The organism is Bacillus sp. T33-2, from assembly GCF_002860205.1.
GTDB lineage: Bacteria > Bacillota > Bacilli > Bacillales > Cytobacillaceae > T33-2.
Window position 1 is genome coordinate 268,034 of the sequence record NZ_PGVB01000002.1, and the last position, 21,226, is coordinate 289,259.

Genomic DNA, 21,226 nt, shown 5'->3' on the forward strand with positions numbered 1-21,226 from the left:
GATGGGTTTTCGAATGCGTATATTTTCACAAACTAAAATGTTTCTCATGAATCAAGATAAGTCGGCAAAAACCCATAATTTAATCGATATTTCGCGGAATGAAAAAGGAAAAAGTCGCACCCTGGCAAGGCTTGCTTTTCACAGCAATATGCCCTTTATGGGCTTCAATGATATTCTTGGCAATCGCAAGGCCCAACCCCGTTCCTGAACCGCGTGTCCTCGCCTTGTCCGCTTTATAAAACCTTTCAAAAAGGAATGGCAGGTCTTCCTCGGGAATCCCCTGGCCCTCATTCGTCACTTCAATATACAGCCCGCGCTCGTCTGTGCGGCCTGCAACAGTGATGGTACCCGAGTCCGGCACATGCTTGATGGCATTGTCGACCAGGTTGGTCAGCACCTGTTCAATCCTGTCCGGGTCAAAGCGGAAATAAGCTTCATCGCTATTAAGCTCTGCGGCAATCTCGATTCCCTTTTCTTTCGCAAGCCCATGGAATTTACGGATGACACGGTGAATATACGGTGTTATTTCTACATTTTCAAGTGACAGCCGGGTATGCCCCGCTTCCATCCTGGCAAGATCGAGCAGCTCATTCACAAGCCGGCCCATCCTCAATGATTCCTCATAAATTACCCGGGCCATTTCCTGCTTTTCCTCATCAGTTTCCGCGATGTCATCGACAATCGCTTCACTGTAGCCCTGCACCATTGAAATCGGTGTCCGGAGTTCATGTGAGACATTGGCAATAAAATCTTCCCGCATTTTATCCAGTTTCCGCTCTTCCGTCATGTCTCGCACGACTGCAACTGCGCCACGGATATACTTCTTATTGTAAAGCGGCGTCACAAGGATCACCCAGAACCTGCCCTGCAGGGCAATCTCGCCAACCTGTTCTTTTTCAGTTTCCACAGCACGCTGAAACAGCTCCATCACTTCCGATGGCACTGCATCCGTGCTATGCGCACCATTGCCCTGGTCATAGTGCCAATAACGCAGAAACAGCTCTGCCGGAGGGTTCGTGATCAAAATCGTCCCGTCTCGGTTAAAGGTGATGACACCGTCAGCCATACTGCTGAGAATGCTTGACAGCTGCTCCTTTTCCAGGCTCAACGCGTTCATGTTGAATTTCAGCTGCCTCCCCATCTGATTGAATGCGGTGGCAAGTTCGCCAATTTCATCATGCGTGAGGATCGGTACCTTCGTGTCGAATTTTCCTCTCGCAACCTCAAACGCCGCCTCCCGCATTTTCCGCAAAGGTGCCGTAATCCTTGTTGAAAGAAAAAATGCGAATATTGTTGTAAGCACAATGGCAACTCCGGCGGCAAGCAGAATAAATTTTGTCGTCTGGCTGGTCGTTCGCTCCATCACGTCCAGTGCCTGGTAAATAAACACCGCGCCGTCCTCATCCCCTGATATGGACAGCGGCACTCCCACAATCAAGTACTTGGTGTCATCCTCGGCCGGATAGGCGGATATTTTATAGGTTGTTTTGTCCTCTGAAAATACTTTTGACAGGTCTTTTTCGCGTTTTAAAAAGGAAACAGGCAAATGCTCTGATTCCTTTACATTAGGGGAATAATAATAGGTTTTCTCATCTGCCACGATGATCACCTTTGTTGCGTCATCCAGCAGTTCCCATGATATCTCAAGCCCTAAACGAAAATCATCATCCTTATGCTCTTCCAGGATGTGCGAAATTTTGACCGCAGTATTTTCCAGCCCTTTTTCTGTTGCATCTATGTGATAGTTTTGAAAAAATTCAAGAAGCATGACTGTCAGGATGAATAATACAAAAGAAACAAGAAAAAGGATGGTAAACCATAATTTACCTACTACACTGCGCCAAAACATCATTCATTTACGACCTCGAATTTATAGCCAACCCCCCAGACGGTGACAATCATTTTGGCTGCCTGCTCGGAGACTTTATTCAACTTTTCACGCAATCGTTTTACATGAGTATCAACAGTCCTTAAATCCCCGAAAAATTCATAGTGCCAGACTTCCTTCAACAGTTGCTCCCTGTCAAACACCTTATCCGGAGACTTCGCAAGGAAATAAAGGAGTTCGTATTCCTTTGGAGTCAGGCTGACTTCTTTGGCGTCCGCGGTAACCCTGTGTGCATCATTGTCAATGGTCAAGTGAGGGAAGACAATTACATCTTTGGATGTTGTCTCCGTCTGCAAGTAGCTCGTGCTTGAGGAACGGCGCAGCATTGCTTTTACGCGCAAAACAACTTCCCTTGGGCTGAACGGCTTGACGATATAATCATCTGTACCTACTTCAAAGCCCTGCACTCTGTTCACTTCTTCACCTTTTGCAGTCAGCATGATGACAGGGGTCGATTTTTTCTCCCGCAGCTCACGGCAAACCTCGATTCCGTCTTTGCCGGGCATCATTAAATCAAGCAGGATGACATCATAATCGTATGCAAGTGACTTTGCCAGTGCTTCGTTTCCATCTTCCGCTTCATCAATTGTATAGTTTTCGCGCTCCAAGTACATTTTCAGTAAACGCCTGATTCTTTCTTCATCATCAACGACTAATATTTTCACGTCTTTTTCCAAGGTTTATCCCCCCTGCGATTATTTTACATAATGGGTGGCGAACTTGCTATGCTTTTTACCATAAGTATATGGTTTACTTTTATAATTGTCTAAAAATAGACACATTTACACATTGGTTCAGGTCAATGTTAAAAGGCTTTCACTATAAAGTGAAAGCCTGAGGTGAAATTTATTAGGAACCCGCGTATGAATGCAGCCCGGCGATAACGAGATTCACAGCTATAAGGTTGAACATGATGATGGCGAAGCCGATGACCGCAAGCCAGGCGGATTTTTCCCCATGCCATCCTTTTGACAGACGGAGGTGCAGAAACGCTGCATAGAACAGCCAGGTTATCAACGCCCATACCTCTTTCGGGTCCCAGCCCCAGAAGCGGGTCCAGGCAATTTGCGCCCAGATCATTGCAAAAATGAGCGCGCCGAGCGTAAAGACAGGGAATCCGATCAAGACTGAACGGTACCCGATTTCATCTACTAAATCAAGGTTGACATTTTTGACAAAAGGCTGCAGGGATGCTGCGACTCTCTTTCTCAGAACCAACCTGAAAACACCATATAGAACAAGTCCTGAAGCCATGGACCATATGACAGTATTTAGTTTTTTGGCGTTAATGATCGCAGGAGTTTCAACTGGAGGTTGAGATTTCCCCTTTGTCAACAGTTCGCCTTCATGAGGGCCGACAAGGGCTGGCAGATTATATTCGATGGAAGCCTTCGCGCCGTTCTTGTCGACATAATTGAATTCCGCTTTGTAATCCATCAATGAAAAAGTGGTTGAAACAAGGATAAATCCTAGCGTGCTGATCAATCCGAACATGACGGCTTCCAGCCAGAACGTGCTTTTGCTTTTCTTTGTCTGGTCGACAGTCCTGACCAGGTAAATCAGTCCTGCCGCAAAGCTTATGGCAAGTATGGCTTCCCCCATCGCAGCTGTCGTCACATGAATATGGAGCCAATCGCTTTGCAGGGCCGGGATCAACGGCGTGATTTTCCTTGGAAACATGCTCGCATACGCAATTATAAGAATGGCGACTGGGAGCGTGAATAACCCAAGAAGGGGTATTTTGTATATGTAATAGATTACAATGAACGCACCTACAAGCGCCATCCCAAAAAAGGTCGTGAATTCAAACAGGTTGCTTACCGGTGCGTGGCCTGAAGCAATCCATCTTGTGATAAAATAACCTAGCTGGGAGACAAAGCCAACTACTGTCAGCAGTATCCCTATTTTTGCCCATTTGTTTGGGGCTTGTTTGTGGCCGTCCATTCTTTTCTGTTTAATTGCGCCCCCAAAAAACAGGGTGGCTGACAGATAAAGTATAAATGCTGCATATAATAGATTCGAACTTAATTCTACCATTCTTGTGCCTCCCTAACCCTTAGCATCGCTTTCGAGCTGATCTATCGGCGGTGTGAATCCGGTACCTGAAAATACAGTCTCCAACTCCCGCTTTAAACCATGCCAGTTTTTATTCGTATGTGCCGCTGTCAAAACTTGTCCATTTATATGCCTGATCCACAAACGGCGGTGGTGCCAATACGCTCCCTGGACAACGCCAATCATGAAAATGAGTCCCCCAAGTCCAATGATCCACAATGTATGGTCTTTCCTGACCGTCAAAGCTGTGACATTCTTTGTTTCAACACCGCTGAACGCCATTTTGTATTCATTGTCTCCGGTTGGTTCAATCGTCTGTCGGATGGCGACGAAAGACACTTCTCCTTCGGGCTTGTCCGGCGTTTTCATTTTAAAAACGAAGGCAGGATTGTTTGGTACCCGAGATTTTGTAGTTGGATCCCCATTTTCATCGAATTCAAAATCCGGGAAATAACTCATGATCTCAACTGAATTTCCGTTGCCAAGATCATACTCTGTTTCGGGGTTGAACAAATCAATCTTTATTTTTCCGAACTGTTCTCCCGTTTCTTTATGCTCCAGGGCCAGATACATCTGATTAAGCTCATCCAGCTTATAGCTTGACTGGTATAATGCAAATTTTTCGACCTTCAACGGCTGATTGACGCGGATTGACTCGTCGCGGATTTTTTCCAGTTCAGGTTTTTCACCTGGAATGGTATCACCTTTTTTCTTGTAAAGGGTTACATCAGCCTGGTAGTTTTTCACTACTGTGCCTGCAATGTCAATCGCTTCCTTAAAAACTTCATCTTCTTTTTCCTTATCATAGACTTCCAGAGTAAACTTATTGTTTTTAAGATAATACTCCCCGTCTGTTTCCGGGATCGCCTTCGTCTCCCCTTCTCTTAACCACAGAATTTCATCCACATACATGCCGGGCACAAACCGGAGCATTCCACCGATCAAAAAAATAATCAACCCGACATGGTTAACGTATGGGCCCCAGCGTGAAAACCGGTTTTTCTCAGCTAGGATGTTTCCATCCTCTTCGCGTATTTGATAATGTCTTTTTTTAAGGTTCTGTTTGATTTTTTCAATGTCCCTATTGTTTTCAGTAAAGTCTGAAACTCCAAAAAGCCGCTGGCGCTTCAGGTATCCTTCATGCCTTGAAACTCTCTGTTTGTTCAGGGCCCTGTATAATGGAATAACCCGGTCGAGGCTGCAAATGACAAGTGACACCCCGATTGAAGCAATCAGGACAAGATACCACCAAGAGCTGTACAAATTATGAAAGCCAAGCTCATAATAGACTTTTCCGAGCCAGCCGTACTGGTCTTCATAATATTCTGATGCCGGCATGACCGGTGGGATGTACATTTCCTGAGGGAGGACCGTGCCTAAAGCAGAAGCGGACAGCGTAATGACGATCAGCCAAACACCTACTTTTACAGAAGAAAAAAAGTTCCAAATTTTGTCTACTGCCGTTTTATTGTATGTTTGGGAACGTCTTGCGCTTCCCTCATACCGCATATCGAGCAGTTGTTTCCCGTTTTCCTGTTCCTCGAGCACCTTGCCGCATGATTCACAAAGGATCGTGCCATGCGGATTGACATGGCCGCATTCACACTTTACTTCATTCATAAGAATTGCTCCCCGTTTGCCATTATGGCTTTATCTGTTCCATAAAGTCCTGGACCCGTTCTTCTGTGAGTTCACCAGTATGGATTTTGACTACTTTACCCTCTTTATCTATTAAAAAAGTAATTGGCAGCGGGTTAACCCCGTAAGCTTGCCTGACCTGCTCGTCTGCATCAATCAGTATCGGGAAACCAAGCCCATGGCGCTCCACAAATTTACTGACGGCGAGCCTGGATTCCCCGACATCGACAGCCAGCACCTGCACGCCCTGGTCTTTGAACTGCTTGTATTGGTTATCAATATAAGGCATTTCCCGTTCACATGGCTTGCACCAGGTCGCCCAGAAATTCAAAAAAACTCCCTGGCCTTCGTAGTCAGAAAGGCGGTGCTTCGTCCCGTTCATGTCCTCAAGCGCAAAATCAGGCGCCTTCTCATTCAACTCTACTTTTTGAACATCATCTTTTGTAAGATTAGAATAAAGTGCATATCCAACGGCTGCTGCCAAAATCAGCAGGATCACCGTTCTTGTTATAAGACGTTTCTGTTTCATTTCCACCCCTCCAACACGAATCCTATTATAACATTACAGCACTCCTGAGAATGTTAATAATTTTTAGCCAACTGCGAAATCACTTTTTCATAGCAAGCGCACGCAGCTGTTTCACTTCATGGGGGGTAAGTTCGCGGATTTCTCCTGTATTTAATCCTTGTAAAGTCAAGAAGCCATATCTTTCTCTCTTCAGCTTTGAAACCGGATGGCCAATGGCCTCGAACATTCTCCGGACCTGCCTGTTACGGCCTTCATGTATGGTGATTTCAATAATGGCCGTCTGTTTCTTTTTATCAAGGGAAACAAGCTTGGTCCGTGCAGGGGCTGTTTTTCCATCCTCCAGCCGGATCCCCCTCTCAAGGCTCCTTAGCTTCTCTTTGGACGGTATTCCCTTTGTCTTGGCCACGTAGACCTTTTCGATCTCATTGCTCGGGTGCATCAACAGATTGGCAAACTCACCATCATTTGTTAACAGAAGCAAGCCGGAAGTATCATAATCAAGACGGCCGATCGGGTAAATCCTTTGCTTTATTTGTTCAAAGAAATCTGTAACCACTTTTCTTCCTTTGTCATCCGCAACGCTGGAAATCACGCCGCGTGGTTTATAAAAAAGGAAATACACTGGCTCTTCCCGTTCCAGCGGGATTCCTTCCACTTCCACCCTGTCAGAGGGTGATACTTTTATGCCGAGTTCTTTTACTGTTTTTCCGTTAACTGTTACTTTACCCTCACGGATCAATTCTTCAGCCTTACGCCTCGAAGCAACGCCGGCGTGTGCGATTACCTTTTGCAGTCTTTCCAATGCAGGTCACCTCATATATCATTTCAACTTTTGACGATATTCATCGATCGATGTTTCCCTATGAATTATGACATAAGTTGCGCCCGTTTTCAAAGCGGGCATAACCATATATTGAGCCTGCCTCGCCATTGCTTTGAATCTTGCCGAAAAAGCAGCATTCACATGGGGGAAAAAGTGTAGATAAACCGTTTCGGCGGATTGCAGGTTTTGAACACAAAAAACCACAGCTGCACCGCTGTGGATGATAAAGGTCCTTTATCGTTTATGTTCCGAACATCAAATATACCACGATGATAGCGGCCGCAATTCCTATGGAGTCTGCAAGGAGGCCGACCTTTAAGGCATCGCCCATTTTTCTGATGCCGACTGCTCCAAAATAAACGGTTAGTACGTAAAATGTTGTATCGGTACTCCCCTGCAACGTGGCTGCCAGCCTGCCGATATAGGAATCAGGCCCATGGACAGCCGTCAGGTCACTCATCATGCCAAGGGCGGCATTGCCTGATATGGGCCTTATCAAAGCGAGAGGCACAATGTCAGGAGGGATGCCAATCGCTTTCAGCCCCGGGCTGAGCCAGTCCATCATGTACTCCAGTGCCCCGGAGGCGCGGAACACCGAGATGGCAACTAGCATTCCGACGAGAAAGGGGATGATCGAGAAGGCCATCTTTATTCCCTCTTTCCCCCCTTCAACAAAGCTTTCGTACGTGGGAACTTGTTTAAAGGTTCCATACACTAAAATAAATCCAATCAGTATGGGGATGAACCAAAGGGAAATCGCTGAGATAATTTGCATATTACATTCATCCTTTACGGCTTCTCCGATAATAAAAATAACGATCAATAAAAATCGCGCCTATTGCCGAAATGATCGTGGCTATTAAGGTTGGGCCCACAATTTCTGTAGGAGAAGCTGAATTGTAATTGATTCTGATCGCGATGACAGTCGTAGGTATCAACGTTATGCTCGATGTATTGATAGCCAGAAATGTGATCATTGAACGGCTGACGGTGTTTTTCCCCCCATTCAGTTCTTTCAGTTCTTCCATTGCTTTAATTCCAAGGGGGGTCGCGGCGTTGCCGAGTCCGAACATATTTGCCATCATATTTGAGAGGATGTATCCCATCGCAGGGTGCCCGGAAGGTACTTCCGGGAACAGCCGGCTGACAAGCGGACGGAACAGTGCTGAAAGCTTTTCAAGCAAACCGGCTTCTTCTGCAATTCTCATGATTCCGAGCCAGAAAACAAGAATGCTTATTAATCCAATGCACAGTGTAACTGCTTCTTTTGCGCCTTTGAATACAGCCTCGTTCACTTCAGCCATTGTCCCGTTTACCATCGCAAAGACAATTCCGATCACAGTCATGAATACCCAGATATAATTAACCATGGCCGCCCACATCCAGCACAGCTGTGAAAATATGTTTAAAAAAATCAAAAAACGACTTTTCCTTTTCTTTTACTTCTGGATGCCGGTAATAAATCGGCATGCTGCTCGTTTCCCGTCCGTCTATTAAAACGACAGCCTTTCCAACCACATCAGGTACATTAACCGTCTCCTTCCATTGCTTCTTAGGGTGTAAAAGCTTAAACTGGACCTCGACAAGGTCCTCCTCTTTTTTTGTGAGCGGGTAATCAAAGGAGTGTTCGAGGTAAACCTTCTTTTTGTAGAAAGGATGGTCTATACTCTTGATAGTTCCTTCAGGGAGGATTTCGACCATGTCATACTGCCGGAAGCCCATTTCAAACATTTGGATATGGTCGTTCCAATCATCAGGGCCATTAAGTGTTACCGCAATCAAATCGAGATCACCCTTTGTTGCCGTCGTAACGAGTGTACGTTTCGCCCTCTTCGTGTATCCGGTCTTCCCCCCGGTACAATACTGGTACAGTTCTGTCAGCAGCCGGTTCTTGTTTGTCCATTTCCTATCCCAGGCTTCCCCAGGGTTTGGGGCGCGGTGGACTTTTGTCCCGGAGATTTTTCTATACTGCTCATATTTCATTGCGTACCTTGTCAACAGCGCCATATCATAGGCTGTTGAATAATGGTTTTCATGGTCATCAAGGCCATGCGGGTTTGCAAAATGGGTATTTCCCATGCCAATTTCCTTCGCTTTTTGGTTCATTAAGTAAACGAAACCCTCAAGGCTGCCTCCAACATGTTCGGCGATTGCCACTGCTGAATCATTTCCAGATCTTAACATCAAGCCATATACGAGGTTTTCCAGCTTGATTTTTTCCCCTGGTTTCAGGTAAATAGCGGATCCTTCAGTACGGACTGCTTTCTCGCTTACTCTTGTATGCTCATCCATTTTTCCTGATTCTATCGCAAGAACGGCAGTCATGATTTTTGTGATGCTGGCTATTCTTCTCACGTTGTGGGCATCTTTTTCGAAAAGGACCCGTCCTGAATCCTGCTCCATCAACACCGCACTTTTCGCGCTTACTGAAACAGAAGCTGCTGCGGCTTCGGGGAAATTGATTAATAGCAAGCTGACGAGCAAAAGATAAATCAACCATTTCTGTCTCATTTAAAAAACCTCGTCTCCTTTTGCGGTTTGTACAAGTTTATGACGGACAGGCATGATTATGACATTAAAAAAGGACAGCCTGCTGGCTGCCCTTAATATCACCTTTATTTTGACTGTAGCATTTTTGTCCGGTAATCTGTTTCATAGTATTCCAGTTCTTCTCTTATTCTCTGAAAATCACTTTCCAGGCCTAATAGAAGGCCCCTCACCGTTTCCGGTACCGGCTCCCGGAATTTGATCGCGTTTTTGCCCGTGTATGCAGAGCGGCTGTCTTCATACCAGGCATCGCTCTTCGGCGCAAAAAACTCATCAACGCACTGGTAGTAAATCCGGTAAAGCGTCTTTTCTGCAGCAGGCTTCGAGAAAGGCTCGCCCTGTAAGATGACTTTACAAGCATCAAGGCCCTCCTCACAATATACGTTCAATTTTCGCAAGTTTGATAAAATAACACGGTAATAATCAGCATTTCCTGATTGTTCGGCTTCCATTGAAGCCAGGGTTGTCCCATTCAGGAACTCTTCCAGTTTTATTACGGTATTTCCAAGAAAACCACTCACTTCTTCAATCTGCGTTTTTACTATCGTATTTCCCATCGGATACACCTCCAAAAAGTTAGCTGGCTGGCTGGGCTATAAACTCTAACGGTGACCTAATCTCAATAGGTTTGCCCTCCGCTAAATACTTGAATAATCCACGCATTTTTTCAAAATCCAGGCCGTTAAAAGCCGCGGCGAACTCCCTCTCGGTATTAATATAAACCCTTTTTCGGTGCCGGTAGCCCGGATTCTTCAGCAAGCAGGCGAGGGCGACAAAATCCCTGAAATACACTTCCCTTTCCCCGTCCTTAAAAATCGGGTCTGCTTCATATGGAGTAAAACTGCCAAGGTGCTCATCGAAATATCTGACATATAGGACATGAAGTGTTTTTTCAACTCCATCTTCAACAAAGGTGACTTCACTCCGGTTGAAAAAATCCTCGGACGTGTTCGATTGTGCTTTCTCCAGCTCGTAGCCCCTGCATTGTTTGATTTGCATGCTTTAACCTCCTCCGTCACGATCGTTTACTCGTCCAATATAAGCATATGTAAAAAGAAAATGCTTCACTACAATAGATGAAGCATTCAGGTTAATTATTTTAATTTTATCATATTTCCAACAAAAATGACTTCAAAAATTATAGATCCATCGTTTCCTGAAATTTTTCAAAAAATAAGTCCGCTTCGTCCTGCAGGGATTCTTCATCGATGTCTTCAGGAAGCGGAGGCAGTTCTTTAATGGATTTCAGGCCAAAGTAATCAAGAAATTCCTTGGTGGTTCCATATAAAAAGGCCCGGCCGGTACCCTCGGCCCTGCCAACCTCTTTTATCAATGCCCTTGAAGCAAGGGTCTGAAGTGGCCGCTCCGTCTTAACGCCGCGGATTTCCTCAATTTCAGCCCTTGTGATCGGCTGCTTGTAGGCAATGATGGCGAGCGTTTCCAGGGCCGCCTGGGAGAGGTTCCCTGCACCAGGCGACTCCACCAGCTTCTTCAAATAAGGAGCATGCTCTTTTTTTGTGGCCAGCTGGAATACCCCTGCAAGCTGGACGATTGTCAAGCCTCTTACACCGTCCCGCTCATACTCCCGCTGTAAATCTGTAACGATGTCCTGGGCTTCTGCTTCTTCGACCTCGAGAACATCGGCAATTTGTTTTAGCGAAAGGCCCTCGTCTCCTGCTGCAAACAGCAGGCTTTCGAGTATTCCTTTCCAATTGACAATTTCCAACCGTGTCTACTCCTTCCTGGCAAGTACAAATATTTCAGCAAAATTGTATTCTTGTTCAACATTGATTTCGCGCCGCTTCATTAATTCCAGGACGGCAAGAAATGTCACGACAATATGTTCCCGGTCACCATATGGAAACAAGTCATAAAAACTTTGCCGTTCACCTGAACGTTTTAGTTGTTCAATAATTTCTTCCATTCTTTTTTCAATCGGTATTTCCTGCCTGGCAATCCTGGTTGACATTGGCTTTTGAAGTTTTTTCCGCCTTAAAAGCTTCTGGAATGCACCAAGCATGTCATACAGGGAGACATCAAGCTTTGAATTGTCCATGTTTGCCTGCTTTGCATACTCTGAGAGGTCGGCAGGGGGCTTTGTGTACATTAAACCCCGTTCCTGTTCAAGTTCCTTTAAATCAACAGCAGCTTCCTTGAATTTTTTATACTCAATCAATCTCTCGACCAGTTCGTTTCTTGGGTCCTCGTCCTCTTCCAAAGCGAATTCATCCTCAAGAACGTCTTCTTCGTGCATGGGAAGTAGCATTTTGCTCTTGATTGCAAGCAGTGTTGCCGCCATTACCAGATATTCACTGGCAACATCCAGCTGGAGCTCCTTCATGGCGTGGATATATATCAAGTATTGCTCGGTTATTTCTGCCACTGGAATATCATAAATATCGATTTCGAGGCGGTTGATTAGATGAAGCAGCAAATCAAGCGGGCCTTCAAACGCTTCAATTTTTACATTATATTGCATAATTCCCCACCAAAATATAAGTTTACCTAAGGTACCTTAAGTATAGAGTATTCCATAATGTTATCCAATAGAAAAATACGGCTGTCAAACGGACGGGAATGCAGAATCTATATATTTTTATCACGCCATATGCCCTGAATCACGTTTCACTGAGGGAAATAATGATGAAGCTGGTTTCGGAGTTTGTTTTGTGGATTTGCCAGAGGATATGCTAAGCTATATTTACCTTCACTAGGGACAAAGCAACATATCTGCCTTTCCCATCGACCGGCAATATGTTATCTCAAGCTATATCTACATTTCCTGAGGAGGAAACCAACATGTATCCAGAAGCTTATATTGAATATCTCGCGCATTTTCATGGTGACCGTGATTATTTTGAATGCCACGAAATCCTCGAAGAATACTGGAAGGAAGCCGATCCGGGAAATAAAGAATCCATTTGGGTTGCACTCATTTTACTGGCTGTTTCATGCTACCACCACCGCAGGAATAACTTCAGCGGCGCATCCAGGACACTTAAAAAAGCATATTCCATTTTCAAGAAACAAGAACTTGGCTGCGAAAGGCTCGGCCTTGACTATAACCGGCTCCATGAACAGGTTGATTCCCTCCTGGAAAAGATCAGGCTCAGGCAGTCCTATACCAGCGTAAATTTGCCGATTGCCGACCAAACCCTTGTTGCCCTTTGTAAAAACAAGTGTGAAACTAAAGGGTTTCAATGGCTCAAAGAAAGCAACATGGCTGACCCTGAGCTTATCAATCGCCATGCCGTAAGGGACCGGAGCAATGTAATAAGCGCACGGCTGCAGGCCCTTGAAGAAAGAAACAATGAATAAAGGCAGTGAGTTATGTTCAATCACTGCCTTTAAGCGAACCATCGTTTGTACCGCATTTTTCAACAAAACCGGCTGTTTCGTCATTGGAAGAGACTGCTTTATCCGGGTACAATTCCTGCAGGGCGCACACCATTTTTTTGCCAATTCCCTGCTGGCGATGGGAAGGATTTACGGAAATGTGCTGGATCTCCACTGCATTCTCATTTAAGAACTTGACTCCGATCAGCCCAATAATATCTTCATCTTTCCACAAAAATAGCTGCCAGCTGTCATCCGTTTCATATTGCCTCATCGTTTGCTGCAGCTTTTTTATGTCCTTTTCGTTTGGCATAAATGATAATAAGCCCATTGCTATCTTTTCAAACGCTTTTTTAAAACGAATTAACATAATTATCCCTCATTAAAAAGACTACTAATTCAATAATAGGTGACAAGACCATTTTTTCCAGTACAGAATAAAAATAAACCTTTTTACAATGTATGCTAAACGGAAAGGTTGGTTCATCATGAACTGTTAATTGATTTAATGATACATAATTCGATTGATATCTTCAATTATTTTTCGTGGCTCACCGGCCGGGATTGAGGAAAAACCAGTAGTACAGGCCCCAGGCAGTTGCCATCAGCAGGATGAAAATAAATAAAAGCCAATTATTTTTTTTCAATGTTCACCAGCCTCCCAATCGATAATTCTACAACAAGCAGTGAAATTAATCCAATTTGGCCGCGAATCTTGCCTTCTCTAAAAAAACAAGCTGCCCAGGGGCAGCTCAATTTTTTACTTTCTCTTTCAGTGGCAGGTCAAGCCTCAGCATGTCTTCAAAGGTCTCGCGCCTTACCACAAGCCTTGCTTCACCGTTTTCTACAAACACGACCGCCGGCCTTGGGAGACGGTTATAGTTATTTGCCATTGAATACCCGTACGCACCTGTGCAAAAAACAGCGAGAATATCGCTGCTTCCTGACTTTGGAAGCGGCAGGTCCCAGATAAGCATATCACCGGATTCGCAGCACTTTCCTGCAATCGACACAATTTCGTCTGGCTTTTCAAGTGCTTTATTTGCCAGCACTGCTTCATATTTGGCCTGATAAAGTGCCGGGCGGATGTTGTCACTCATGCCCCCGTCAACGGCAACGTATTGGCGGACATTTGGAACATCCTTGCGTGAGCCGATTCGGTAAAGTGTTGTGCCGGCATCGCCGACAAGAGACCTGCCTGGCTCAATCCAGATCTCGGGCATATCCATCCCGAAGCGTGCAGCGTGTTTTTTTACTTCCAGGATTATTTCCTCAACATATTGGAACGCTGGCAGGGGATCGTCTTCATTTGTGTAGCGGATTCCAAAACCGCCCCCCAGATTCAGCACTTTGGCCTTGAAACCTTTTTGCTCCTTCCATTGGTTGAGCTTTTCAAATATTTTTTTTGCAGCAAGCAAAAAACCGGTCGTTTCGAAAATTTGGGAACCGATATGGCAATGGAGGCCCAGCACTTCCAAATAACCACTTTTGGCTGCCAAATCAAGTGCCGTGTCTGCCTGTCCGTTTTGAAGGTCAAAGCCGAACTTCGAATCTTCCTGTCCTGTTAAAATATAATCATGGGTGTGGGCTTCGATTCCCGGTGTGACCCTCAATAATACTTTTACGTGTACACGCTTCTGGGCACAAATTTCCTGCAGCATTTCGAGCTCGTGAAAATTATCGACAACGATGCAGCCTATGCGATGTGATATCGCCATCTCCAGCTCTTCCCTGCTTTTATTGTTTCCATGAAAATGGATCTTTTCAGCCGGAAAATCAGCGGCAAGTGCTGTATATAACTCTCCTCCTGAAACGACATCAAGGGAAAGGCCCTCCTCTTCTGCAAGCTGGACCATTGCCACCGTGGAGAATGCTTTGCTCGCATATGCAACCTGGGCATTCACACCATGCTTTTCAAATGCCAATTTAAAGCTCCTGGCCCGTTCCCTGATAAGTGCTGCGTCATAGACATACAATGGTGTGCCGAATTTCTCTGCCAGTTGAACAGTATCCACACCACCGATTTCCAGATGGCCATGTTTATTTACTTTTGTTGTTCCGTGAAATCGCATGCCTTTCCCCTCTCATTCCTTAAGTAAATACCTCAATAAAAAAATAGACAGCATCTGCAGAAGAAACTGTCTTTTAGTGGCCACGCCTCATTAAATAAAATCTACTTTATCACATATTGCAAAAATCCGCAATTCAAGTTTCTAGGATTTTGCGGGCTGCTTGTACCGGTTCCGGGCGTGGACAATGCTTGGCCGAATCTTGGAACCCGGGACAGCGCGGCGGATGACGATTTGCAAGAAAGCTTTCGGCTGAAATGGCAGAAACGGCCATAGATAAGGAGTGTTTAAGGAACGAATGCCCGCTAATAATAAAATCCATAATGTAACTCCGATCAGAAATCCCGGCAAATGGAAGATAGCTGTAACTAAAAGTAAAAGCATCCTGCCAATTTTGTTTGCAACGCTTAATTCATAGCTCGGCGTTGCATACGTGCCGATCGCTGCCACGGCCACATAAAGGATGACCTCCGGGAGGAAAAGCCCCACATCAATGGCAATCTGGCCGATTAATACTGCTGCAATCAGCCCCATGGAAGTAGATAGCGGTGTGGGGGTATGAATGGATGCCAGCCGTAAAAACTCAATTCCTATATCTGCGAGAAACAGCTGGAGGATGACAGGTATATTCGTATCTTTGCTAGGACCTATAAAATCGAGGATATCCGGCTCAAGTGATGGATCCTGGACATATAGATACCAAATAGGCAAAAGCACAAGGGATGCTATAACCCCAAGAAACCGGATCCATCTGACCATAGTTCCCACCGCTGGTGACTGCCTGTACTCCTCTGCATGCTGCAAATGATGAAAATACGTAGTAGGTGCGATAATAACGCTTGGTGAAGTATCTACATAAATAAGGACATGGCCTTCTAGCAAGTGTGTCGCGGCAACATCAGCCCGTTCTGTGTACCTGACAAGTGGATAAGGGTTGTATCCCTGTTTTAAAAGGAATTCTTCAATCGTTTTTTCCGCCATTGTGATTCCGTCAATATCTATCGCCTCAATTTCCTGTTTGATCAAGTCTATTAAACCAGGATCGGCTATGTCCTTGATATATGCAATGGCGACGTCTGTTTTCGACCTTTCCCCGACCTTCAAGGCTTCAAAACGAAGCCGCTCATCACGTATTCTTCTTCTTGTCAAGGAAGTGTTCACCAAAAGGCTTTCAACATGCCCATCCCGCGAGCCCCGGATTACCTTCTCATTGTCCGGCTCTTCAGGTTGCCTGGCTGGATATTTGCGGATGTCCACTATCAGCGCGGTACTTTCTCCTTCAATCACAACTGCCATCAGGCCCGAAAGAACCTGATCGACCATTTCATCTAAAGTCTCTGCCTTTTTTACTGACTGGTGCGTGATTCGGTTTTCAATTGTTTTTAGAAGCTGAATCGACAATTTTTCAGAATCATTTAATTTAATAAGTTCTTCAAGGATCTCAATGATGAACTCAGTATTGCAAAGCCCGTTCAAATAATAGAAATGAACTTCTTTTCTGAGGATTTTTAGTTTTCTCACCCCTAAATCGAAGCTCGTTCCAAGGCCAATCCTGTCTTTAAAATATTTTTCAACATCGGTCACTGAAGTGGGAATCGGTGCCTTTTCTGTGTCCTTCATGATAGTACCCGCTCCTTTCGAGAATGAGCTCCACTGCTTTTTTTGTGATTGGGGCCCCGTTTTCATAATGGTCCCGCCGATCCATTTTGCCAATATCCCCCACACCGACTATCAGCGGGACGTCAAGTTGGTCAAGGCAATAAACGGTGTCGCCGTTGATCCTTCCAAGCTCAAATTCAGGAACTCCATTTTTGTCAACACCATATGGAGTAAGCTGGCCATCACGGTCAATACAAACGTCCACCGTGCTCCATTCTGCTTTTCTTGTGTTTGAAGCTACGGCAATAACACCCAGCACATTTATGTCCCTGTGTCCGGCCACATACTTCAAAGCATGCTCACCGGCACCCTCTCCCACAAATCCGCTATCGTCGAACATGACCAGTACCGGGTCATTGGCTGCTGTCTTTATCTGCTTTACCAGATCCGGGCCTGACAACACGGATGGGTTGCCATGGGACATGGAGATGCATCTTCCGCCAATGTCCGAGGCAACCCGCTCGACAGCGCGAGTTGCATATTCATCCCCATCTGTAATAATGATGACATTCCTCGGGTTGGTCATAGCTGTTTCCTTTCATTTTAAAAGTGCAATAGTACCTACCGGTTGACATAACAAATCCAATGGAACAATGAGCCAAAAACCTTGCCGAGCACAATTGCCATGAGCAAAATAACCATTCTGTCCTGTACCCCGACCCGCTTTGCAAGGATTGGGAGAACATTTAATACCTCAGTCAAGGCTGCAGCGAGCATACCGACAAACACCCCCCCGGCCAGGCCGGCCGGGACTAACCACAATGAAGATGCATGAAGGACAGGATCCCTGATGCTGCCAGCGGTCCCACATAGTGCTCCCAGTACGACAGAGCATTCATACCAGCGGATGAAGCAGTAGGTTTTCGACAGCTGTGTCAATCTTGGTATCAGTCCGAGTACGGTGAGGAAAGCGACGAAACCAGACCCCACGGCGAGCCCCCCGGCCAGGCCGACAATGACAACAAACAACGTTTTAATGATCATCCAGCTGTTTCACACTTTCTCTGTTTTCATGCATGATCACATACTGGTCAAGCGATTGCTGGTAGTTGAACATTTCTACTTCCAACGGGCTTGGTTCCTCGTTAATTCTCTTTTTGAAGATATGGTTAAAAAAAAGGATCATGCCCAGGCCCAGGCCGACGGAGTATGGAATTTGAAAAAGCAGCGGCTTTTTTTCGACCTCTCCTGTAATGATTGTATAGATGCGCTGCTGCACCGCCTGCATGCTTACATCTTCATGGAAATTCATGATTGCCAGTGCTGCCCCCAGGAACAGCAATATCCAGACAAGAATGAAAAAAGGCATCGCCGCTTCCCGTTTTTTGAAAATCACTTCGACGATCGTCTGCGGCGGCCCGACCGCCTGTACTTCATAACTGGGCTCAAGCCTGGCAATTAATTGAATAACCCGCATGACATCAATAATAATAATGTTTCCTTCAGTTGGTGAAACTTGGTGTATTGGGAGCATTCTTAATTGCTTGTAAATAGTCTCATTTGAGATGAATTGCGCAATGTCCTTTAAATAAATACTTTCACCCGGCTTAACATGGACTCGGTGACGCATTCGAATGTAAATCGTTTTTTCCATCCGGCTCACTTCCAACACATTGTTTTCCTTGTATAAATAGTATGGATTCGGAGTATTTTTTTCATGAAGCCCAAAAACTGGGTAATACAAATACAGGAGGAATTAGCGAGGCAAGCTTTGCACGGGGATCATCATAAAACATGAAAATAAATAAACCACATGGATTTATATGTCCATGCGGCTTTTCATTTGCTGCAGGATTTTCTTTTCCAGGCGTGATACCTGTACCTGCGATATGCCCAGTCTTGAGGCTACTTCGGACTGGGTCTGGTCTTTATAATAACGCAAATAAACAATCAGCCTTTCCCGGTCATCCAGCTCGCGGATCGCCTCTTTCAGCGCAATCTTGTCGAACCATCTTCCCTCTTCACCGTTATCTATCTGATCCAGCAGGGTAATCGGGTCACCGTCATTCTCGTAGACAGTTTCATGGATGGAGGATGGCGTACGGCTTGCTTCCTGGGCAAGGATGATCTCTTCAGGCGAGAGCTGCAGAAACTCGGCCAATTCGTTCACTGTCGGGATCCTGCCAAGATTCTTGGACAGCTCATCCTTTGCCTTGCGGATCTTATTGCCCATCTCCTTTAGCGACCTGCTGACTTTCACAGTCCCGTCATCCCTGATGAACCGCTGAATTTCACCGATGATCATTGGGACCGCATATGTGGAAAATTTGACATCGTAGGAAAGGTCGAATTTATCGACCGATTTTAATAGACCGATGCTGCCGATTTGGAAAAGGTCATCAGGTTCATAGCCGCGGTTCAGAAATCGCTGCACAACGGACCAGACAAGGCGCATGTTTTTCTGCACGATCAGGTCCCTTGCGTCCTGGTCGCCGCCCTGGCTGCGCTTGATCAGTTCTTTTACTTCGTGATCCTTCAAATAGGCTTTTCCGTTATCGTTTTTTACCTCCACATCCATATGCTTTACTCCCTCAATTGCACAGCGCTTGGCTCTTTGAAAGGTTCTTCTTCAACCTTACTTCTGTACCAAAGCCAGGCTCGGATTTTACTTCAACTTCATCCATAAAGTTTTCCATTATTGTAAAACCCATCCCCGATCTCTCAAGTTCAGGTTTGGATGTATAAAGGGGCTGGCGGGCTTCTTCTATGTCGCTGATTCCGAGGCCTTCATCCCTGATGGACATGTCAATCATCCCATCCTCGAGTACTACGCTAATGTAGACGACTCCATCCGGTTTATTCTCATAGCCGTGGATGATAGCATTTGTCACGGCCTCTGAAACAACGGTCTTGATTTCAGTCAGCTCATCCATTGTCGGGTCGAGCTGGGCTATAAATGCAGCCACTGCAACGCGGGCGAATGATTCATTCTGGCTTAATGCGCTAAATTGAAGACTCATTTCATTCTTCATCAGGCTACCCCCAATCTTTCTAAAGCGTATTCCTCTGTCGGTTCCAGACGGACAATCTTGAATAAACCCGACATGTCAAATAGCCTTTTAATTGGCGGGGAGATCGCACAGACAATCATTTCACCGTGCACTTGTTTGATTTGTTTATATCTTCCCAGGATGACGCCGAGACCTGAGCTGTCCATAAAAGAAAGATGCTCCAGGTTGAGCACAATATGGCGGACACCCTGATTCCCGATGGCTTTCGTTGCCTTCTCGCGAAGCTCATCCGCTGTGTGGTGGTCCAGTTCTCCGCTCAAGCGGATGCAAAGCACATCATGCTTCTGTTCCATAACAATGTTAAGACTCACTATCCAAGCCTCCTTTTCTGGTATAGTGAGTCAAATTCGCCCCTGCGAGGCTGAAATCCTGCTTAAAGACAAAACTAGTGGGGTTTCGCTAAAACTAGCCGCAGCACGGGAGGCATTCGACAGTTGCCAGTCCACGCCTAGTGCAAATCATTCACCTGCTCTTGTAAACATCCCGAAGGATCGTTTATAAAGCCCCCACCAGCCTGCCTTCTTGATTGTTTGTGCCGCTACCAGCGGAGATTCTGCCAGGGTTTTCCCGTCTTTGACAAGCTTCAATGTTCCTACCTTGTCACCCTTGGTGACGGGGGCTTTGATTTTTTTGCTTAAAACAACCGTTTGTTTAATATCTTTGACGTCCTCCCCTTTTTTCGTAAGGAGGGAGATACGTTCGGATGTCACTGCGTCTACTGTCTTTTTTTCACCTTTGCTTATAGCTGCCTTCCCAAGCGGATGGCCTTTTTTAAACATAGGGTGCGACTCGTACTGGCTGAATGCATAATCAAGCATTTTCGAAATCTGGGCATTCCGGGATTTCGAGGTCGGCGCACCAAATACAACCGCAATTGCCCTTAACCCACCCTTCTCGGCTGTAGCCGTCAGGCAATACTTTGCGTCGTTTGTGAAGCCGGTTTTAAGCCCATCTACGCCTGGGTAAAAGCGCACCAGCCTGTTGGTGTTTACCAGCCAGAATTTCTTGTCGGTATTCTCGCGCAAATAAGCCTCATAAGTTCCTGTGTATTTAGTTATGTCTTCATACTTTAAAAGCTCTTTTGCCATGATGGCCATATCGTGGGCAGTGCTGTAGTGGTCTGTTGTGGGCAGCCCGGTCGTATTTTTGAACACAGTATCCTTCAAGCCCAATTCTTTCACTTTTGTATTCATCATTTTTACGAATGCCTCTTCTGATCCCGCAAGGCGCTCTGCCATGGCAACCGACGCATCATTCGCGGAACCGACCGCGATTCCCATCAGCATTTGTTTTGTTGTCATTTCCTCCCCCGCCTCAAGGAAAATCTGGGATCCCCCCATTGATGCGGCATACTCACTGGTGCGGATCTTTTCATCTATTTTAAGCTTTCCTTCATCAAGGGCCTCCATGATCAGCAGCATTGTCATTATTTTCGTCATGCTTGCTGGAGGCAATTTTTCATTACTGTTCTTTTCGTATATAACTGTCCCTGTATCCCGCTCGATTAAAATCGCAGACCTGGCGTCATCTACAAGCTGTATGTCGTTTTGGTTTGCGAATGTTACCTGTGTAAACAGCGAGGCAATAAAAGTGCATGCCAACAAGGCACTAAGTACTCTAATCGGTTTCATGACCATAGCCCTCCTATTCTTTATGGGTTTATTTTTTCCA

At 45.6% G+C, this 21,226-nt stretch carries 24 protein-coding genes; 1 reads left to right on the top strand and 23 read right to left on the bottom strand.

All coding sequences use genetic code 11. The features are described 5' to 3' along the window. Window positions 1-79 precede the first annotated feature (79 nt). The 13 genes from CVD19_RS01650 to CVD19_RS01715 all read right to left on the bottom strand — a co-directional run bounded on the left by CVD19_RS01650 (window position 80) and on the right by CVD19_RS01715 (window position 11,959). Complete coding sequence (locus CVD19_RS01650) at window positions 80-1,852, bottom strand: ATP-binding protein (RefSeq protein ID WP_101580127.1); 1,773 nt, start codon at window positions 1,850-1,852, stop codon at window positions 80-82. Next, a complete protein-coding gene (locus CVD19_RS01655) occupies window positions 1,849-2,565 on the bottom strand; it encodes a response regulator transcription factor (protein WP_101580128.1) in 717 nt (238 codons plus the stop codon). Before CVD19_RS01655 ends, CVD19_RS01650 begins: the two co-directional genes overlap by 4 nt. A 172-nt stretch (window positions 2,566-2,737) precedes the next feature. Beyond that, complete coding sequence (ccsB, locus tag CVD19_RS01660; RefSeq protein ID WP_101580129.1) at window positions 2,738-3,925, bottom strand: c-type cytochrome biogenesis protein CcsB; 1,188 nt, start codon at window positions 3,923-3,925, stop codon at window positions 2,738-2,740. A 12-nt stretch (window positions 3,926-3,937) separates the two neighbouring features. Continuing rightward, the gene (gene resB, locus CVD19_RS01665; RefSeq protein WP_101580130.1) at window positions 3,938-5,563 is read right to left on the bottom strand and encodes a cytochrome c biogenesis protein ResB; all 1,626 of its coding nucleotides are present in this window, start codon (window positions 5,561-5,563) and stop codon (window positions 3,938-3,940) included. A gap of 22 nt (window positions 5,564-5,585) precedes the next feature. Continuing rightward, a complete protein-coding gene (gene resA, locus CVD19_RS01670) occupies window positions 5,586-6,110 on the bottom strand; it encodes a thiol-disulfide oxidoreductase ResA (protein WP_101580131.1) in 525 nt (174 codons plus the stop codon). A 79-nt stretch (window positions 6,111-6,189) separates the two neighbouring features. Then, a complete protein-coding gene (gene rluB / locus CVD19_RS01675) occupies window positions 6,190-6,912 on the bottom strand; it encodes a 23S rRNA pseudouridine(2605) synthase RluB (RefSeq protein WP_101580132.1) in 723 nt (240 codons plus the stop codon). A 262-nt stretch (window positions 6,913-7,174) separates the two neighbouring features. Next, window positions 7,175-7,708 carry a spore maturation protein gene (locus tag CVD19_RS01685; RefSeq protein WP_101580134.1) on the bottom strand — a complete coding sequence of 178 codons (534 nt, stop codon included), beginning with the start codon at window positions 7,706-7,708 and terminating at the stop codon, window positions 7,175-7,177. A gap of 7 nt (window positions 7,709-7,715) precedes the next feature. After that, window positions 7,716-8,303 (bottom strand): nucleoside recognition domain-containing protein, encoded by a 588-nt coding sequence (locus CVD19_RS01690; protein WP_101580135.1) that lies wholly within the window; start codon window positions 8,301-8,303, stop codon window positions 7,716-7,718. Next, window positions 8,296-9,444 (bottom strand): D-alanyl-D-alanine carboxypeptidase family protein, encoded by a 1,149-nt coding sequence (locus CVD19_RS01695; RefSeq protein WP_101580136.1) that lies wholly within the window; start codon window positions 9,442-9,444, stop codon window positions 8,296-8,298. The genes CVD19_RS01690 and CVD19_RS01695 overlap by 8 nt, the downstream gene beginning before the upstream one ends. Window positions 9,445-9,548: 104 nt before the next feature. Further along, window positions 9,549-10,037, bottom strand: coding sequence for a YpuI family protein (locus CVD19_RS01700; RefSeq protein ID WP_101580137.1), 489 nt, complete (start codon window positions 10,035-10,037; stop codon window positions 9,549-9,551). A gap of 19 nt (window positions 10,038-10,056) precedes the next feature. Beyond that, the gene (locus CVD19_RS01705; RefSeq protein WP_101580138.1) at window positions 10,057-10,479 is read right to left on the bottom strand and encodes a hypothetical protein; all 423 of its coding nucleotides are present in this window, start codon (window positions 10,477-10,479) and stop codon (window positions 10,057-10,059) included. Window positions 10,480-10,618: 139 nt separating this feature from the next. Next, entirely contained in the window at window positions 10,619-11,206 is a 588-nt protein-coding gene (gene scpB, locus CVD19_RS01710; RefSeq protein WP_101580139.1) for an SMC-Scp complex subunit ScpB, read from the bottom strand. A gap of 6 nt (window positions 11,207-11,212) precedes the next feature. Then, window positions 11,213-11,959, bottom strand: coding sequence for a segregation/condensation protein A (locus tag CVD19_RS01715; RefSeq protein ID WP_101580140.1), 747 nt, complete (start codon window positions 11,957-11,959; stop codon window positions 11,213-11,215). Between the two features lie 320 nt (window positions 11,960-12,279). Here CVD19_RS01715 and CVD19_RS01720 point away from each other — a divergent pair, with 320 nt between their 5' ends. Next, window positions 12,280-12,798, top strand: coding sequence for a DUF309 domain-containing protein (locus CVD19_RS01720; RefSeq protein ID WP_101580141.1), 519 nt, complete (start codon window positions 12,280-12,282; stop codon window positions 12,796-12,798). 16 nt (window positions 12,799-12,814) lie between these two features. Here CVD19_RS01720 and CVD19_RS01725 read toward each other — a convergent pair whose 3' ends face one another. From CVD19_RS01725 to CVD19_RS01770, 10 genes are all read right to left on the bottom strand, one after another. After that, a complete protein-coding gene (locus CVD19_RS01725) occupies window positions 12,815-13,186 on the bottom strand; it encodes a GNAT family N-acetyltransferase (RefSeq protein ID WP_101580142.1) in 372 nt (123 codons plus the stop codon). Between the two features lie 382 nt (window positions 13,187-13,568). After that, complete coding sequence (lysA, locus tag CVD19_RS01730; protein WP_101580143.1) at window positions 13,569-14,888, bottom strand: diaminopimelate decarboxylase; 1,320 nt, start codon at window positions 14,886-14,888, stop codon at window positions 13,569-13,571. A 141-nt stretch (window positions 14,889-15,029) separates the two neighbouring features. Then, entirely contained in the window at window positions 15,030-16,505 is a 1,476-nt protein-coding gene (locus tag CVD19_RS01735; RefSeq protein ID WP_101580144.1) for a spore germination protein, read from the bottom strand. Then, window positions 16,456-17,070 (bottom strand): stage V sporulation protein AE, encoded by a 615-nt coding sequence (locus CVD19_RS01740; protein WP_101580145.1) that lies wholly within the window; start codon window positions 17,068-17,070, stop codon window positions 16,456-16,458. The genes CVD19_RS01735 and CVD19_RS01740 overlap by 50 nt, the downstream gene beginning before the upstream one ends. Before the next feature lie 35 nt (window positions 17,071-17,105). Next, window positions 17,106-17,528, bottom strand: a complete 423-nt coding sequence (locus CVD19_RS01745; protein WP_101580146.1) for a stage V sporulation protein AB — start codon at window positions 17,526-17,528, stop codon at window positions 17,106-17,108. Further along, a complete protein-coding gene (locus CVD19_RS01750; RefSeq protein WP_101580282.1) occupies window positions 17,518-18,138 on the bottom strand; it encodes a stage V sporulation protein AA in 621 nt (206 codons plus the stop codon). Before CVD19_RS01750 ends, CVD19_RS01745 begins: the two co-directional genes overlap by 11 nt. Before the next feature lie 165 nt (window positions 18,139-18,303). Beyond that, window positions 18,304-19,062 (bottom strand): RNA polymerase sporulation sigma factor SigF, encoded by a 759-nt coding sequence (sigF, locus tag CVD19_RS01755; RefSeq protein WP_101580147.1) that lies wholly within the window; start codon window positions 19,060-19,062, stop codon window positions 18,304-18,306. 13 nt (window positions 19,063-19,075) lie between these two features. Continuing rightward, complete coding sequence (gene spoIIAB / locus CVD19_RS01760) at window positions 19,076-19,516, bottom strand: anti-sigma F factor (RefSeq protein ID WP_101580148.1); 441 nt, start codon at window positions 19,514-19,516, stop codon at window positions 19,076-19,078. Further along, on the bottom strand, window positions 19,516-19,866 hold the full coding sequence (gene spoIIAA, locus CVD19_RS01765) for an anti-sigma F factor antagonist (RefSeq protein ID WP_101580149.1): 351 nt from the start codon (window positions 19,864-19,866) through the stop codon (window positions 19,516-19,518). The genes spoIIAB and spoIIAA overlap by 1 nt, the downstream gene beginning before the upstream one ends. Before the next feature lie 147 nt (window positions 19,867-20,013). Continuing rightward, the gene (locus CVD19_RS01770; RefSeq protein WP_101580150.1) at window positions 20,014-21,186 is read right to left on the bottom strand and encodes a D-alanyl-D-alanine carboxypeptidase family protein; all 1,173 of its coding nucleotides are present in this window, start codon (window positions 21,184-21,186) and stop codon (window positions 20,014-20,016) included. Between the last annotated feature and the right edge of the window lie 40 nt (window positions 21,187-21,226).